This is a genomic window from Hydrogenophaga sp., from assembly GCF_050182545.1.
In the GTDB taxonomy this organism is placed as follows: domain Bacteria; phylum Pseudomonadota; class Gammaproteobacteria; order Burkholderiales; family Burkholderiaceae_C; genus Hydrogenophaga.
Window position 1 is genome coordinate 172,514 of sequence record NZ_JBFXCD010000005.1, and the last position, 15,352, is coordinate 187,865.

The window sequence follows — 15,352 nt, forward strand, 5'->3', positions numbered from 1 at the left end:
TCATTCCTCGCGGCGGAATCGGCTCAGCCAGTGGTCCATCAGCTTGCCCGCCGCCTCGCGCCCGCCCAGGCCAAAAGACAAGGCCACCGCCACCGCCACCGCGCCCAGTGTCAGGCCGAAGGCCAGGTTGACGATGTCGTCCGCGATGCCCATGGCGCGCAACCCCATGGCGATCACCAGAGCGAGGATGGCGTAGCGGCCGATCCGCGCCAGACCCCGGGTGTTGGCGCCGCTGGCGCGGTCGATGGCGTCATAGGCCACGTTGGCCAGCCAGAAGCCGATGACGAGGATCGCCGAGCCCAGCAGGATGTCGCCACCGAAACGGATGAAGCTGGCCACGATGTCGCTGACCTGACCGAAGCCCAGTTGCGCGGCAGCCTCGACGGTGGCGAACAGCATGGCAAAGAACAGCACGACGCGGCCGACCGCGGTGGAGGCACTGGTCTTCTCAAAGGCGTGCGCCATCTGCACGCGCGCGGGCAAGGTATCGAAGCCCAGCGTCGCCAGCAGGCTGGCCAGCAGCTTGCTGGCGAACGAGGCCACCAGCCAGGTGATCAGCAGGATCAGGGCGGCGGCAATCAGGTTGGGCACCGCCTGCATCAGGGTATTGAGCATGTCGGTGGCCGGCCGGGAAATGGCTTCGATCTTCAGGGCGTCGAGTGCCGCGATCAGCGAGGGCAGGAACACCGCCACGAAGACCAGCATGCCGATCACGCGGGAGAGGTTCACGGAATCGGCCAGCCCCGCCTGGTGGCCCAGTTTGTCGACGCCGGCCGTGCGGCTGAGGTGGGTGGTGAGGTTGCGCAACACGGTCGCCACGATCCAGCCCACGCCCCCGATCACGATGGCCGCCACCGCGTTGGGCAGCATGTCCAGCGTCTTGCTCACCATGTCGCGCAGCGGATCGAGCAAGCCCTCCATTTGAAGGGCGCCCAGGATGGCGGGCACGAACAGCAGGATCACGAGCCAGAACAGTGCGCCGGAGAGGCTGTCGCTGATGGGCGCCATGTCGGCGTGCTCGGAGAGCTTCTCGTCCAGCGTGGTCTTGTCGAGCAGCTTCTGCGACAAGGCGCGTACCACGCTGGCCACCAGCCAGCCCACCAGCGCCAGCACCAGGCCGCCGAAGATGCGCGGCGCGTACTCGAACAACTGGGTCGTGAAGGCAGAAAACGGACCGGAGACGATCGTCAGGTTCAGCGAGTTGAACACCGCCACCAGCGTGAGCAGGATCATCACCCAGAAGAGAGCCAGGGCGACGGCGCCCTCGATGTCCACCCGTGTGCTGGTGAGCTTGCCGAACCGGTGGTTGACGCCCACGAAGCCCAGGCTCTTGCGCGTGGCCGCACGCACCAGAACCGCGATGAACCAGCCCAGTATGAAGATGGCGAGCGCCCCCAGCAGTTGCGGTATGTGCGTGCCCAGCGTGTTCTGCAGGGAGTTCCAAAGCGTGTTGGTATCCATCTCGTCCTCCGTTTGGCGTTGGCAGATCGGATCATGATGCCGGACGCCGCGCGGCCACGTCAACCGTGCACGTCCATCGGAGGCCTCGCTCGGCTCAGAGCAGCGTCGTCTCGAAGCCGGATTGACGCAAGCGATCGATCACCTGGGTGATGTGCTCACGACCGCGTGTCTGCAGCACCAGTTCAATGGCCACGTTCTGCGCCGCCAGCAGCGTGAAGGCGCGCTGGTGGTGCACCTCGTCGATGTTGGCGCCCGCCTCGGCCACCGTGGCGGTGATGCGCGCGAGGTTGCCGGGAACGTCGCGTGCGTTCACCTGGATGCGCGCCAGGCGTCCGGCGCGCACCATGCCGCGCTCGATGATGGAGGCCAGCAGCATCGGGTCGATGTTGCCGCCACACAGCACCAGTCCCACGCGCTGACCCGCAAAGCGCCCGGGGTGCTTGAGAAGCGCGGCCAGGCCCGCGGCGCCGGCACCTTCGACCAGCGTCTTCTCGATCTCCAGCAGCATGACGATGGCCTGCTCGATGTCGCCCTCGTCGACCAGCAGCAGCTCGTCCACCTTCTGGCGCACGATGGCCTCGGTGATCACGCCGGGCGTGCCCACGGCGATGCCCTCGGCGATCGTGCTGCTGCCTTGTGGCAGCTGCGTGCCCTGGATCGCATTGACCATGGCGGGGAAGCGCTCGGTCTGCACGCCCACGATGCGGATGTCGGGGCGGATCGCCTTGGCCGCCGTGGCGATGCCGGCGATCAGGCCGCCGCCGCCAATGGCGATGACCAGGGTATCCAGGTCGGGTTGCTCGCGCAGCATCTCCAGCGCCAGCGTGCCCTGGCCCGCGACGATGGCTTCGTCGTCATAGGGGTGTACGAACACCAGTCCGTCGCGCTCCGCCAGTTCGCGCGCGTGCGCCCGGGATGCGTCCAGCGTGTCGCCATGCAGCACCACCTCGGCACCGAAGCCGCGCGTGCGCTCCACCTTCACGCCGGGCGTGAAGCGCGGCATGACGATGACCGCGCGGATGCCCAGGCGCTGCGCGTGGTAAGCCACGCCCTGGGCGTGGTTGCCCGCGCTCATGGCGATCACGCCGCGCGCGCGCTCTTCGGCGCTGAGCTGCGCGAGCTTGTTGCAGGCTCCGCGCTCCTTGAAGGAGGCGGTGTACTGCAGGTTCTCGAACTTCAGGTACACCTGACAGCCGGTCAGCTGGGAAATGGTGCGCGATTCGACAAACGGCGTGTCCAGAACATGGCCGCTCAGACGGGCGGCGGCGGCTTCGATGTCGTGAAGTTGCAGCATGGCGCGATTGTGAACCAGCTGCTGCGAAGCCCGCCCGCGGCAAAGACCGACAAATTGCTCAGACACGCCGGATCACTCTCTTCCATGATTCATCAAGCTGGGTTATGGTCCGCTCAAATGTCGGCTCCCCCGGCATGGCGACACTGAAAGACCATTCTGGAGGTGCCTGGATGACCAAGCGCTTGCCGCAGTCCGCTGCACCGGTGGCGGCTCGCACCGTTCTCGATGCGCGGGAGGGCCGCGGCCTGCTCGCGGGCGAGGGGCGCGTGTTCGTGCCGCACGGTCTGCGCCAGGCGCCGGTGCTCGATCTGATGTGTTCGCACTTCGTGCTCATCCTGGCCGCGCGCCAGGGCCCGCGCTTCAACGTGCGGCGCGATCTCAACACCCTGTTGTCTCTGGCGGGCCGCCACCTGGTGTGGCCTCAGACCGTGCTGTTGCGCCTGCGCGAATTCCTGCAGCGCCGTTGCAAGGACAACGAACTCTGGAGCGGCCACGACCGCCTGACCACCAATGCGTTCATGGAGCGCTACGGTGTGTGGCGCGGGCCTTATGAAGAAGGCACGCTGTTCTTCTACCTCGACGAGTACGCCAAGGAGTCACCCAAGGATCTGCTCTCGGTGCTGGCCGTCACGGGCGAGTGGCTCAGCCATTCGCTGAAAAAGCAGTCCACCCTGGTGGAGAAAAACATCGACGCACTCGCCGGCCTGTTGCAGCTCAACCGCGCCGAGCGCGCGCTGCTGCTCTATGGCACGCTGGCGCGCTACCAGCGCGACCTGCGCTCGATCCTGGTCGAATTCAAGGTGAACAACGCGCCCGAGGCCTACGCGGCCATCGCCGACGTGGCCGGTGTGAAGGCCAGTGAGGTGGGCGAGGCGCTGCGCGCCGGCTCGCGGCTGGAGCGCATCGGCATGGTGGAAAACCTGATCTCCGAGCACAACATCACCGACCTGGCCGACCTCATGAAGGTCAGCGAGAAGCTGCCGCCGGTGCTGATGCGGGAGTACCGCACACAGAGCGAGTTGATGGCGGTGTTCACGCGGCCGGCCGCACGCTCGTCGCTGAGTGTCAAGGATTTCGACTACGTGGGCGAGGACGTGCGCCTGCTTTGCGGCCTGCTGCGCGAAGCCGTGGCGCGCAAGGAACCGGGTGTGAACGTTCTGATGTATGGCCCGCCCGGCACCGGAAAGACCGAACTGGCGCGCGTGGTGGCCGAGGCCGCCGGTCTCGAACTGTTCGAGGTGGAGTACGCGGACCGCGACGGCAACGCGCTCTCGGGGCGGGACCGCTACCGCTCGTTGCAGATCGCTCAGGTGTTCCTGAAAGGCACGGCGCACTCGGCCTTGCTGTTCGACGAGGTGGAGGACGTGTTCCCGCCGATCTCCAGCGAGGCCGCGCAGCTCATGGCGCGCGCCGAGCACGTCGCTGCGCCGCACACCGGCAGCGTCAGCGGCAAGGCCTGGGTCAACCAGATTCTGGAAACGAATGCCGTGCCCACGCTGTGGGTGACCAACCGCATCGAGCAGATCGACCCGGCGTTCCGCCGCCGCTTCGCCTACCACCTGGAGCTCAAGAGTCCGCCGCCCGGCGCTCGCGAGCAACTCGTGCGCAAGACGCTGGAAGATGCGCCGGTGTCCGACGCGCTGGTGGCGCGGCTGACCGAACGCAAGGGCCTCACGCCGGCGCAGATCCGCACCGCGCTGCGTTTTGCCCAGCTCGCGGCCAGCCCGGTCAAGTCCCGGGCGCGCCGCTCCGCGAAGGCGGTTGTGCTGCTGGACGATCTCATCGAACGCCAGCTCAAGAACGCCGACCTCGCCCTCGGCCGAAAGCCCGATCTCCTGCAGCGCCCCAGCGTCACGCAGTACAGCCTGGACATGCTCAATGTCGACACGCGCCACGAGCTGCCGCGCGTCATTGCGGCGCTCAAGGCGCGGGGCCATGGTTGTCTGTGTTTCCACGGCGCTCCAGGCACCGGCAAGACCGCGTTGGCGGAGTACCTGGCGCAGCAGCTGGATCGCCCGCTGATGATCCGCCGGGCCAGCGATCTGGTGAGCAAGTTTGTGGGCGAGACCGAGCAGCAGATGGCTGCGATGTTCCGCGAAGCCGAGGCCGAGAAGGCCGTGCTGCTGCTGGACGAGGCCGACAGCTTCCTGCAGGACCGGCGCGGTGCGCAGCGCACCTACGAGGTGACCGAGGTCAACGAGATGCTGCAGGGCATGGAGCGCTTTGCCGGCATCTTCATCTGCACCACCAACCTGATGGACAGCATCGACCAGGCGGCGCTGCGGCGCTTCACCTTCAAGATCCGCTTCAAGCCGCTCACGGCCTCCCAGCGTGAAACCATGTTCGTGGTCGAGGCGCTCGAGGGCGATGCCTCGCGGCTGGTGCCCGAACTCGCTGCGCGCCTGGCCAGGCTCGACCAGCTGTGCCCCGGCGACTTCGCCGCCGTGAAGCGGCAGGTGGAGATCCTGGCCGAAACGCTGACGCCCGAGGAGTTCATGGCCCAGCTCGAAGCCGAGCACCGCATCAAGCCGGAAGTTCGAGAAGCGAGAGGCATCGGCTTCGTGCGATGAGCCAATGCGCCCAATGAAAAGGCCACCCGAAGGTGGCCTTTTCTCATCCAGAGCAGCGCGGAACCGGCTTTGCCGGGCCGCATCTGCCGCCCCCTGGGGGGTGACGCCGCAGGCGGCGCGGGGGGATCAATGAAGCAACGCCATCGGGCCGGTGGGCAATTCGTCGGATGAATAGTCGGGGTGGTTGTCCACGAAGAAGCGCAGCTTCTGGTCCAGCCGGGCCACGCGCGTGTTGGCCACGCTCTCGCAGTGGTGCTTGGAGATCAGGCCAAACAGTTTGCTGCGCATGAACCACAGGTCCTTCGGGCTCTGGCAGGACATCAGCGCGGCGTGCATGCGGGTGCGCACCGGATCCTTGATGTCGGCCATGGCCTCGTGGAACTCGTCGACGAGAAAGTCCATCTCCAGCACCTGGGTGTCGTGGTACTGGGCCTTCGGGGTGGTTTTGCCAAACCATGGCAGCAACCTGAGAAACATGACGCGCTCCGTTCGATGATGTCCGGGACCGGGGTGAAAACTCCCCGGCTACATCACCAACATCGGCTTGAGGCGCCGCAGCTTGAGCGGCAGAACGGCCCGACAGGCGGTCCCGCCGACGGGCGGTTGACCCTGTCACACCTTGGTTGTCACCACGGGAGCGAGGCGGTCAGAGGCCTCAGACGAAAGCACTCACCACCCGCAGCACGTCCGCGCCGTAGGCCTCGCGCTTTTTCTGGCCGATGCCGGCGATGCCCTCCAGATCGGCCGGCGTTTCGGGTTTGCGGCCGGCGATGGCGCGCAACGTGGCGTCGTGAAAGATCACGAAGGCCGGCAGGTTGTGCTCGCGCGCGACACCGGCGCGCCAGGCCTTGAGCGCCTCCAGGCATTCGCGCTCGGACAGGGTCAGTGGCTGTCCGTCGTCCCGCGCGGTGGCGCGCGCGGCGCGCTGGCGGCTGCCGCGCGGAGATCCGGTGGGCTTGTCGCTCAAGGTCTTGAGCCAGACCGGGCTCTGGCCCTTGAGGATGTCGCGCGCCGCGTCGGCCAGGTGCAGGGTGTTGTAGGGCGCGTCGTGCACCTGCACCGCCTCGCGCGCGATGAGCTGGCGCAGCAGCGCACGCCACTGGGTTTCCGAGAGGTCCGCGCCGATGCCGAAGGTCGAGAGCTTTTCGTGGCTGTATTGCTTCACCTTGTCAGTGGCCTTGCCGCGCAGGATGTCCATGATGTGGCCGGCCCCGAAGGCGTTGCCGCTGGCTTGCTGCACGCGGTAGATGCACGAAAGCAGCTTGCGCGCCGACTCGGTGGCGTCGTGCAGCTCGGGCGGCGTGAGGCAGTTGTCGCAGTTGCCACAGGGCTGGCTGTCCTCGCCAAAGTATTTCAGCAGGCGCACGCGCCGGCAGTCGCTGGCCTCGGCCAGCGTGAGCAGGGCGTCGAGCTTGCCGCGCAGCACCTGCTTGAACTCGTCGGCCGCCGGGCTTTCGTCGATCATGCGGCGCTGGTTCACCACGTCCTGCAGGCCGTAGGCCATCCAGGCGTTGGCGGATTCACCGTCGCGCCCCGCGCGCCCGGTCTCCTGGTAGTAGCCCTCGATGTTCTTGGGCATGTCCAGGTGGGCGACAAAGCGCACGTCCGGCTTGTCGATGCCCATGCCGAAGGCGATCGTGGCCACCATGATCAGGCCTTCCTCGCGCAGGAAGCGGTCCTGGTGTTGCTGCCGCAGCGCCGCGTCCAGCCCGGCGTGGTAGGGCAGCGCGGTCAGGCCGGCATCGCACAGCATGGCCGCCACTTCCTCGACGCGGCGGCGCGACTGGCAGTAGACGATGCCGGCATCGTGCCCGGCGGCGCTGCCGTGTTCGTCGCGGATGAAGCGCAGCAGCTGCGTGGTGGCGTCTTTTTTCTCCACCAGCTGGTAGCGGATGTTGGGCCGGTCGAAGCTGCTGACGAAGGTGCGAGCGCCCTGCAGCTGAAGGCGCTCGACGATGTCGGCGCGCGTGAGGTCGTCTGCCGTGGCGGTGAGGGCCACGCGCGGCACGCCGACAAAGCGCTCGTGCAGCACGACCAGCGCGCGGTACTCGGGGCGGAAGTCGTGGCCCCACTGGCTCACGCAATGGGCCTCGTCGATCGCGAACAGGCCGAGCTTGCCCCGCTCGTGCAGCGAATCCAGCAGAGCCAGGAAGCGCGGCGTGGTCAGGCGCTCGGGTGCGGCGTAGAGCAGGGTGAGCTCTCCGCGCAGCATCTGCTTCTCGACCTTCTGCGCGTCTTCGCTGGAGAGGCTGGAGTTGAGGAAGGCCGCGGCCACACCGGCCTCGATGAGCGCGCCGACCTGGTCGTGCATCAGCGCGATCAGCGGCGAGACCACCACCGTCAGACCGTGGCCGGCGCGTTCGCGCACGATGGCCGGCACCTGGTAGCACAGCGACTTGCCCCCGCCCGTGGGCATGAGCACCAGCGCATCACCGCCGCCACCGACGTGGGCGACGATGTCGGCCTGCGGGCCACGGAACGCGTCGTAGCCAAAGACCTCGTGCAGCACATCCAGGCTGCTCTCCAGGACTTCGCTGCCGGGAGCGATATCGATCACATCTGTTCCCAGGGCAGGCCGTCGTAGCGCCAGCCGTTGAGGCTGGAGCGCTTGAAGTCCTCGTTGAGCTCGCCCTCGAAGCCGTGCACCACGTGCGCCACGTCGCTGAAGCCCGCAGCCTCAAGTGCCTTGCCCGCGTCGAGCGTGCGCTTGCCACTGCGGCAGATCAGCAGCACCGGTCGGGTCTTGTCACCGGCCTCCTGCTCTACCGCGGTGGCAAAGCGCGCCGGGTCGGGGGTGAGGTCGGGATACTCGTACCAGGGGATGTTCTCCACGCCGGGCGGGCGGCCCACGTAGAGCGACTCGATCTCCATGCGCACGTCGACGAACAGCGGGGGCTCCTCGCCGCGCGCCGCGCGCTGCTCGCGTTCGGCCTGCAGCCAGGCCCAGGCCTGCTGGGGCGTGAGGTGTTTCATGCCCGGTATTGTCGGGGAATTCGCAAGGCCACCCGGCGCGGCGAGCGTGCAGGCCCGAGGCCACTTCTTACAATCCGGGGCATGAATGCCCCAGCCTACACCCGCGCCCAGGCGCTGCCCGAGATCCTGAAGCAACGCATCGCCATCCTGGATGGCGCCATGGGCACCATGATCCAGCGCTTCAAGCTGGGCGAGGCGGAGTACCGGGGCGAGCGCTTCAAGGACTTCCACAAGGACGTCAAGGGCAACAACGAGCTGCTCAGCCTCACCCGGCCGGACGTGATCCGCGACATCCACGAAGGCTACCTGGCCGCCGGCGCCGACCTGATCGAGACCAACACCTTTGGCGCGACCACGATCGCGCAGGACGACTACGACATGGGCCATCTCGCGCGCGAGATGAACCTCGCCTCGGCGCGCATCGCGCGCGCCGCCTGCGACAAGTTCAGCACGCCCGACAAGCCGCGCTTTGTCGCTGGTGCCCTCGGCCCCACGCCCAAGACCGCGAGCATCAGCCCCGACGTGAACGACGCCGGCGCGCGCAACGTCAGCTTCGAGGAGCTGCGCGCGGCTTACCTTGAGCAGGTCGAGGCGCTTGTCGAGGGTGGCGCCGACGTGCTGCTGGTCGAGACCATCTTTGACACCCTCAACGCCAAGGCCGCGCTGTTCGCGATCGATGAGTTCTTCGAGAAGAGTGGTGAGCGCCTGCCGCTCATCATCAGCGGCACCGTGACCGACGCCTCCGGCCGCATCCTCAGCGGCCAGACGGTGACCGCGTTCTGGGCGAGCGTGCGCCATCTGCAGCCGCTGGCGGTGGGCCTGAACTGCGCGCTCGGTGCGGCGCTGATGCGTCCCTACATCCAGGAACTCGCCAAGGTGGCGGGGGACACCTTCATCAGCTGCTACCCGAACGCCGGCCTGCCCAACCCGATGAGCGACACCGGCTTCGACGAAACGCCGGCGGACACCAGCCGCCTGCTGCGCGAGTTCGCGGCCGAAGGCCTGGTGAACATCGTGGGCGGCTGCTGCGGCACCACGCCTGAGCACATCGCCGCGATCCACGACAGCGTGAACCCGCTGGCACCGCGCGGCGTGCGGCGCGACTTTTTCTACAAGGAAGCCGCCTGATCAGTCCGGGCCGTCCGGCACCAGCCGGTCGATTTCCTGCTGCATCGAGAACACCAGCTGCGCGTAGAGCTGCAGCTTGCCGTCGGCCTCGCGCAGGCGCCGGCTCAGGCGCAGCGCCACCGCGCTGAGCAGCTTGGCGGCGGTGGCCGGCTCTTCGGCGATCAGCGCTTCCAGCGCGGCGCGCGTGAGCACGGCGCAGTGCACGTCGGTGCTGGCGGTGCAGGTGGCCGAGCGGGCGGCGCCGTCCATCAGCGACATCTCCCCCATCAGGTGCCCCGGGCCGAGCACGTTCACGGTCAGAGGTGACGTGCGGCTCACCGTCAGCGCCTCGACCGTGACCTCACCCTCGATCACCAGCGCCATGAAGCCGTCGTCACCACTGCCGCCGCTGTCGCCCTGGCGGATGATGGCCTCGCCCTCCGCGTGGCGCCGCAGCTGCATGAAACCCACGACAGTGAGCGCCTCGGACTCGCTGAGCTGGATCAGCGCCGTGGCCGAGCGCAGCAACGCCGCCGCGCGCAGCGCGATGGCCGACGCGTTCACCCGGGCGCGGCGCCGGTGCGCGGCGCCGCCGGCGTCGTCCGGACGGAAAAGGGTGTGAAACCAGGCCATGGGGCGTGAGGGTGTCGCGCGAAATTGCAAACCCTGCGATTGTCGTGCTTCCCGGGTGCATGCACCGCTGTGGCACATCCATTGCTTGGGTCCGGCGCATGCACCTCGATGCCCGCCACCTTGTCAGCCGTCCGCAGGCACCCGCCAACGGCGCCTGGCGCGACCCGCTCGCGCTGCTGCTGGCGTCCACTGGCGAGGGGGTGTTCGGCGTCGACCTGGATGGCCTGTGCGTGTTCATCAACCATGCCGGCGCCCGCATGATCGGCTTCGAGCCCGCCGAGTTGCTGGGCCGCAACATGCACGAACTCACCCACCATTCGCACGCCGATGGCGCGCACTACCCGGTGGCGGACTGTCCGATCTTCAACGCCTTTCGCCAGGGGCTGCCCTGCCGCATCGACAGCGAGGTGTTCTGGCGCCGCGACGGCACGTCATTCCCGGTGGAGTACTCCAGCCATCCCATCGTGGACGCGGGCGAAGTGCGTGGCGCGGTGGTCACCTTTGTCGACATCACCGAACGCAAGCGCGCGGCCGACGCGCTGCAGCGCGCCAAGGACCAGCTCGAAGAGCGCGTGAGCGAGCGCACCCTGGCCCTGGCCACCGCGCTCAAGCAGGTGCGCGAACTCGCGGCCCGCTCGGAGACCGTGCGCGAGGACGAGCGCACCCGGATCGCGCGCGAGGTGCATGACGAACTGGGCAGCCTGCTGGTGGCGCTCAAGATGGACGTGAACTGGATGGACCGGCGCCTCGCCGAGCAGGAGCAGCGCAGCGCCGAGGCCGCCCACGACATGCGCGACCGCCTGCGCCACAAGTGCCAGAACATCAGCCGCCTGATCGAGACCGCGGTCGACAACGTCGGCCGCATCATCACCGACCTGCGCCCCAGCATCCTGGACCACCAGGGCCTGTGGGCGGCCCTGGAGTGGCAGGCGCAGGAGTTTGTGCAATCGGCCGAGATGGTGCTGGACTGGCGCATGGACGTGGCCGACGCGCCCGACCCCCCCGAGCCGCTGGCCATGGCGGTGTTCCGCATCTTCCAGGAAATGCTCAGCAACGTGGGGCGACACGCGCGCGCGCAGCGGCTGTCCGTGGACATCGTCGTCGTGGGGGCTTCCCTGTGCCTGACAGTGCAGGACAATGGCGTGGGCGCTTCCCCGCAGGCCTTCGAGGCCGCCGATGCCTATGGCGTGATGGGCATGCGCGAGCGGGCGCGGCATTTTGGTGGAGACATACAGATCGACAGCGCGCCCGGCAAGGGCACCCGCATGCGCCTGCTGGTTGGATTGCATCCAGGAGACACCGTGTGAACACCCAGTTCGACCTCATGACCGAAACCATCCGCGTGCTGATCGGTGACGACCACCGCATCGTGCGCGAGGGCCTCAAACAGATCCTGGCGGACGCGCCGGATGTTCAGGTGGTTGCCGAAGCACAGACGGGCCACGAAGTGCTGGCCGAGGTCACGGCCTGCCGGGGCAAGGAGGGACTGGATCTGGTGCTGCTGGACGTGGCCATGCCGGGGCTGGACGGCCTGGACGTGCTGCAGGCGATCAAGCGCGAACACCCGCGGCTGCCGGTGCTCATGCTCAGCACCTACCCCGAGAAGCAGTACGCGGTGCGCTGCATTCGTCTGGGCGCCTGCGGCTACCTGAACAAGAGCGCCGACCCGGACGACATGCTCGCGGCGGTGCGCAAGGCCGCGGGCGGCGCGGTGTTCGTGAGTCAGGCGACGGCAGAGGCCCTGGCCGCTGCAGTGGGCAGCGCCGGCGCGCAGGGTGGCCCCGAGGCGCTCTCGCACCGCGAGTACCAGGTCTACCGCCTGCTCACGCAGGGACGCACGGTGAGCGAAATTGGTGCGCAACTCGGCCTGGCGGCCAACACGGTGAGCACCTACCGTGCGCGCGTGCTGGAAAAGACCGGCGCGAAGAACGACGTGGAGCTCGCGCTGTATGCCGAACGCCACGCGCGCGCTCCCAGAAGCGGCTGAAACGCAGCGTCTTGTAGGGCTGGCCCTACACGGCGTCGTGCGGCGCGGCACAACTTGCACAGGGGATCCGCCCGACGGCATGTCTGGCAGGGATTCTGGCCCGCTGCTTGCACGTGCTGCCTCGTCTTCAACACACGAGGTGCGCCATGTCCGAATTCTTCGATCCCTTCAATGCCGATCGTCCGCTGATGCTCAAGTGCAGTTGCGGTCGCGACCACACCGTGGCCGAGCATCAGGCCGAAGAGGCCGTCAACAAGGCGTCCGCCGGTGCGGCCAGGACATTGCGCGAACGCAGCGAGACCGCCGAATTCGAGGCCTACAGCAACGAATTCATCGAGGCCACGCTGGTCAAGGCCCTGTTCCCGCAGGACGCAGTGCGCCGCCGCTTCCTGCGCGCGGTGGGCAAGGGCACGGCCATGGCCGCCATCTCCAGCCTGCTGCCCGTGGCCAGCCTGCAGGCCATGGCCCAGGAGAAGAAGGGGTCGCTGGAGAAGACCAACCTCAAGATCGGCTTCATTCCCATCACCTGCGCCACGCCCCTGATCATGGCCAAGCCACTGGGCTTCTATGAGAAGCAGGGCCTCAACGTCGAGGTGATCAAGACCGCGGGCTGGGCGCTGATCCGCGACAAGATGATCAACAAGGAGTACGACGCCACGCACTTCCTCTCGCCCATGCCACTGGCGATCTCCATGGGCGCCGGCTCCAACCCCGTGCCCATGAACGTGGCCACGATCCAGAACACCAATGGGCAGGCGATCACGCTGCACGTGAAGCACAAGGACAAGCGTGACCCCAAGCAGTGGAAGGGCTTCAAGTTCGGCGTGCCGTTCGAGTACTCGATGCACAACTTCCTGCTGCGCTACTACCTGGCCGAAGCGGGCATCAACCCCGACACCGACGTGCAGATCCGCGTGGTGCCGCCACCCGAGATGGTGGCCAACCTGCGTGCTGGCAACATCGACGGCTACCTCGGCCCGGACCCCTTCAACCAGCGCGCGGTGTACGACGAGGTCGGTTTCCTGCACATCCTTACCAAGGAGCTGTGGAACGGCCACCCCTGCTGCGCGTTCGGCACCAGCACCGAGTTCATCACCCAGAACCCGAACACCTTCGCGGCCCTGTACCGTGCCGTGCTCACCGCGGCGGCCATGGCGCGCCAGGCCAAGAACCGCGAGCTGATCGCCAAGGTCATCTCGCCCCAGGCCTACCTCAACCAGCCCGAAACGGTGGTGGCGCAGGTGCTCACCGGGCGTTTCGCCGATGGCCTGGGCAAGATCCAGAACGTGCCCGACCGCGCCGATTTCGACCCGATGCCTTGGCAGAGCATGGCCGTGTGGATGCTCACGCAGATGCAGCGCTGGGGCTACGTGAAGGGCGATGTGAACTACAAGCAGATCGCCGAGCAGGTGTTCCTCATCACCGATGCGCGCAAGTACATGAAGGACCTCGATATCGACTTCAAGGCCGGCCCGGCGTACACCAGGCACACCATCATGGGCAAGGAGTTCGATCCGGCCAAACCGGTGGAGTACCTCAACAGCTTCGCGATCCGCAAGGCGGCCTGAGCATGAAGGTCGTGGGCTTGAACTTGCGGGCCATGCTCGTCTCCGTGATCCTGTTCGCGGTCTTCATTGCGGCCTGGCAGCTCGCTACTTCGGCGCCGTCGGTCGGAGGCTCCAGCGCCGGCATGACGGCCGAGGAGATCGAGTACGCGAAGCTCATGGGCAAGGCGCCGGGCGCGGAAAAGACCACCGGCTTTCCGCAGCCGCTTGAAGTGGCCAGGGCCAGCTGGGGTCACTTGTCCGACCCGTTCTACGACAGGGGTCCCAACGACAAGGGCATCGGCATCCAGCTGGGGCACTCGCTGGCCCGGGTGGCCGCCGGCTTCCTGCTGGCGATGGCGGTGGCCATTCCGCTGGGCTTCCTGATCGGCATGTCGCCGCTGATGCGCAAGGCCTTTGATCCGTTCGTGCAGGTGCTCAAGCCCATCAGCCCGCTGGCCTGGATGCCGCTGGCGCTCTACACGCTCAAGGACTCCAACGTCAGCGGCATCTTCGTCATCTTCATCTGCTCCATCTGGCCCATGATGATCAACACCGCCTTCGGTGTCTCGGCGGTCAAGCGGGAGTGGCTCAACGTGGCCAGCACGCTGGAGGTCAACCCGGTGCGCAAGGCCTTGCGGGTGATCCTGCCAGCGGCCGCGCCCACCATCCTCACCGGCATGCGCATCAGCATGGGCATCGCCTGGCTCGTGATCGTGGCCGCCGAGATGCTGGTGGGGGGCACCGGCATCGGCTACTTCGTGTGGAACGAGTGGAACAACCTTTCGCTGTCCAACGTGATCTTTGCGGTGCTCGTCATCGGCGTGGTCGGCATGCTGCTCGACCTGATGTTCGCCCAGCTCCAGAAGGCGGTGACCTATGTGGAGTGATGCCGGCGTGCGCGAAGACCGCGCCATGCCACGGGCCCTTGCACCGGCAACAACGAAAGCACCCCAGATGACCGGTTTTCTCCAGGTTGAACAGCTCTCCAAGGCCTACCAGGCCGACAAGCCGGTGTTCGCCGACGTTTCCTTCGCCATCGACAAGGGCGAGTTCGTCTGCATCATCGGCCACAGCGGTTGTGGCAAGACCACCATCCTCAATGTGCTCGCCGGTCTCGACACCGCCACCAGCGGCCACTGCTTCATGGACGGGCGCGAGATCGCCGGCCCCAGCCTGGAGCGCGGTGTGGTGTTCCAGAGCCATGCGCTCATGCCCTGGCTCACGGTGCGGCAGAACATCGCGTTTGCGGTCAAGTCGCGCTGGCCCGACTGGGGTCGCAACGAGATCAACGCGCATGTGGAGAAGTTCGTGGCGCTGGTCGGCCTGAGCCCTGCCATCGACAAGAAGCCCAGCCAGCTCTCGGGCGGCATGAAGCAGCGCGTGGGCATCGCCAGGGCCTTCGCCATCCAGCCCAAGATGCTGCTGCTCGACGAGCCCTTTGGCGCGCTGGATGCGCTCACCCGCGGCACCATCCAGGACGAGCTCATGGCCATCGTGCGCGAGACGCACCAGACGGTCTTCATGATCACGCACGACGTGGACGAGGCCATCCTGCTGGCCGACCGCATCCTGCTCATGAGCAACGGCAACGACAGTGGCGCCGGCTACGTGCCCGGTGGCATGGCCGAGGTGGTGGTCAACCCCCTGCCACGCGAGCGCAGCCGCGCCCAGCTGCACCACCTGGACGGCTACTACGAGTTGCGCAACCACATCGTCGATTTCCTTGTCACCCGGGCCAAGGCCCACTGACCACCCCTTCCCTTTCCACTCCCTTCATCAC

Annotated in this window: 13 protein-coding genes; 7 read left to right on the forward strand and 6 right to left on the reverse strand. The window is 67.2% G+C overall.

Going from position 1 to position 15,352, the window contains the following annotated elements:
• Nucleotides 1-1,461, reverse strand: coding sequence for a mechanosensitive ion channel (locus AB7P10_RS07695; protein WP_428293250.1), 1,461 nt, complete (start codon nucleotides 1,459-1,461; stop codon nucleotides 1-3).
• Nucleotides 1,462-1,555: 94 nt separating this feature from the next.
• On the reverse strand, nucleotides 1,556-2,755 hold the full coding sequence (locus AB7P10_RS07700) for a threonine ammonia-lyase (protein WP_428293251.1): 1,200 nt from the start codon (nucleotides 2,753-2,755) through the stop codon (nucleotides 1,556-1,558).
• A gap of 170 nt (nucleotides 2,756-2,925) precedes the next feature.
• On the opposite strand from AB7P10_RS07700, the gene AB7P10_RS07705 reads away from it, so the two are divergent.
• Complete coding sequence (locus AB7P10_RS07705) at nucleotides 2,926-5,325, forward strand: ATP-binding protein (RefSeq protein WP_428293252.1); 2,400 nt, start codon at nucleotides 2,926-2,928, stop codon at nucleotides 5,323-5,325.
• A gap of 126 nt (nucleotides 5,326-5,451) precedes the next feature.
• Here AB7P10_RS07705 and AB7P10_RS07710 read toward each other — a convergent pair whose 3' ends face one another.
• The 3 genes from AB7P10_RS07710 to AB7P10_RS07720 all read right to left on the reverse strand — a co-directional run bounded on the left by AB7P10_RS07710 (nucleotide 5,452) and on the right by AB7P10_RS07720 (nucleotide 8,298).
• The gene (locus AB7P10_RS07710; RefSeq protein ID WP_428293253.1) at nucleotides 5,452-5,802 is read right to left on the reverse strand and encodes a hypothetical protein; all 351 of its coding nucleotides are present in this window, start codon (nucleotides 5,800-5,802) and stop codon (nucleotides 5,452-5,454) included.
• A gap of 178 nt (nucleotides 5,803-5,980) precedes the next feature.
• Nucleotides 5,981-7,882: a DNA helicase RecQ gene (gene recQ / locus AB7P10_RS07715; protein ID WP_428293254.1), complete on the reverse strand. Its 1,902-nt coding sequence runs from the start codon at nucleotides 7,880-7,882 to the stop codon at nucleotides 5,981-5,983.
• Nucleotides 7,879-8,298 carry a rhodanese-like domain-containing protein gene (locus AB7P10_RS07720; RefSeq protein WP_428293255.1) on the reverse strand — a complete coding sequence of 140 codons (420 nt, stop codon included), beginning with the start codon at nucleotides 8,296-8,298 and terminating at the stop codon, nucleotides 7,879-7,881. Before AB7P10_RS07720 ends, recQ begins: the two co-directional genes overlap by 4 nt.
• Nucleotides 8,299-8,379: 81 nt before the next feature.
• On the opposite strand from AB7P10_RS07720, the gene AB7P10_RS07725 reads away from it, so the two are divergent.
• Nucleotides 8,380-9,426, forward strand: coding sequence for a homocysteine S-methyltransferase family protein (locus tag AB7P10_RS07725; protein WP_428293256.1), 1,047 nt, complete (start codon nucleotides 8,380-8,382; stop codon nucleotides 9,424-9,426).
• Here AB7P10_RS07725 and AB7P10_RS07730 read toward each other — a convergent pair whose 3' ends face one another.
• The gene (locus AB7P10_RS07730; RefSeq protein ID WP_428293257.1) at nucleotides 9,427-10,038 is read right to left on the reverse strand and encodes a Crp/Fnr family transcriptional regulator; all 612 of its coding nucleotides are present in this window, start codon (nucleotides 10,036-10,038) and stop codon (nucleotides 9,427-9,429) included. It lies immediately after the preceding gene.
• A gap of 98 nt (nucleotides 10,039-10,136) precedes the next feature.
• Here AB7P10_RS07730 and AB7P10_RS07735 point away from each other — a divergent pair, with 98 nt between their 5' ends.
• From AB7P10_RS07735 to AB7P10_RS07755, 5 genes are all read left to right on the forward strand, one after another.
• Complete coding sequence (locus AB7P10_RS07735) at nucleotides 10,137-11,345, forward strand: PAS domain S-box protein (protein WP_428293258.1); 1,209 nt, start codon at nucleotides 10,137-10,139, stop codon at nucleotides 11,343-11,345.
• A 17-nt stretch (nucleotides 11,346-11,362) separates the two neighbouring features.
• Nucleotides 11,363-12,025: a response regulator gene (locus AB7P10_RS07740; protein WP_428293340.1), complete on the forward strand. Its 663-nt coding sequence runs from the start codon at nucleotides 11,363-11,365 to the stop codon at nucleotides 12,023-12,025.
• Nucleotides 12,026-12,171: 146 nt separating this feature from the next.
• Nucleotides 12,172-13,593 carry a CmpA/NrtA family ABC transporter substrate-binding protein gene (locus AB7P10_RS07745; RefSeq protein WP_428293259.1) on the forward strand — a complete coding sequence of 474 codons (1,422 nt, stop codon included), beginning with the start codon at nucleotides 12,172-12,174 and terminating at the stop codon, nucleotides 13,591-13,593.
• 2 nt (nucleotides 13,594-13,595) lie between these two features.
• A complete protein-coding gene (gene ntrB, locus AB7P10_RS07750) occupies nucleotides 13,596-14,459 on the forward strand; it encodes a nitrate ABC transporter permease (protein WP_428293260.1) in 864 nt (287 codons plus the stop codon).
• Complete coding sequence (locus AB7P10_RS07755) at nucleotides 14,449-15,321, forward strand: ABC transporter ATP-binding protein (RefSeq protein WP_428293261.1); 873 nt, start codon at nucleotides 14,449-14,451, stop codon at nucleotides 15,319-15,321. The genes ntrB and AB7P10_RS07755 overlap by 11 nt, the downstream gene beginning before the upstream one ends.
• Nucleotides 15,322-15,352: the final 31 nt, after the last annotated feature.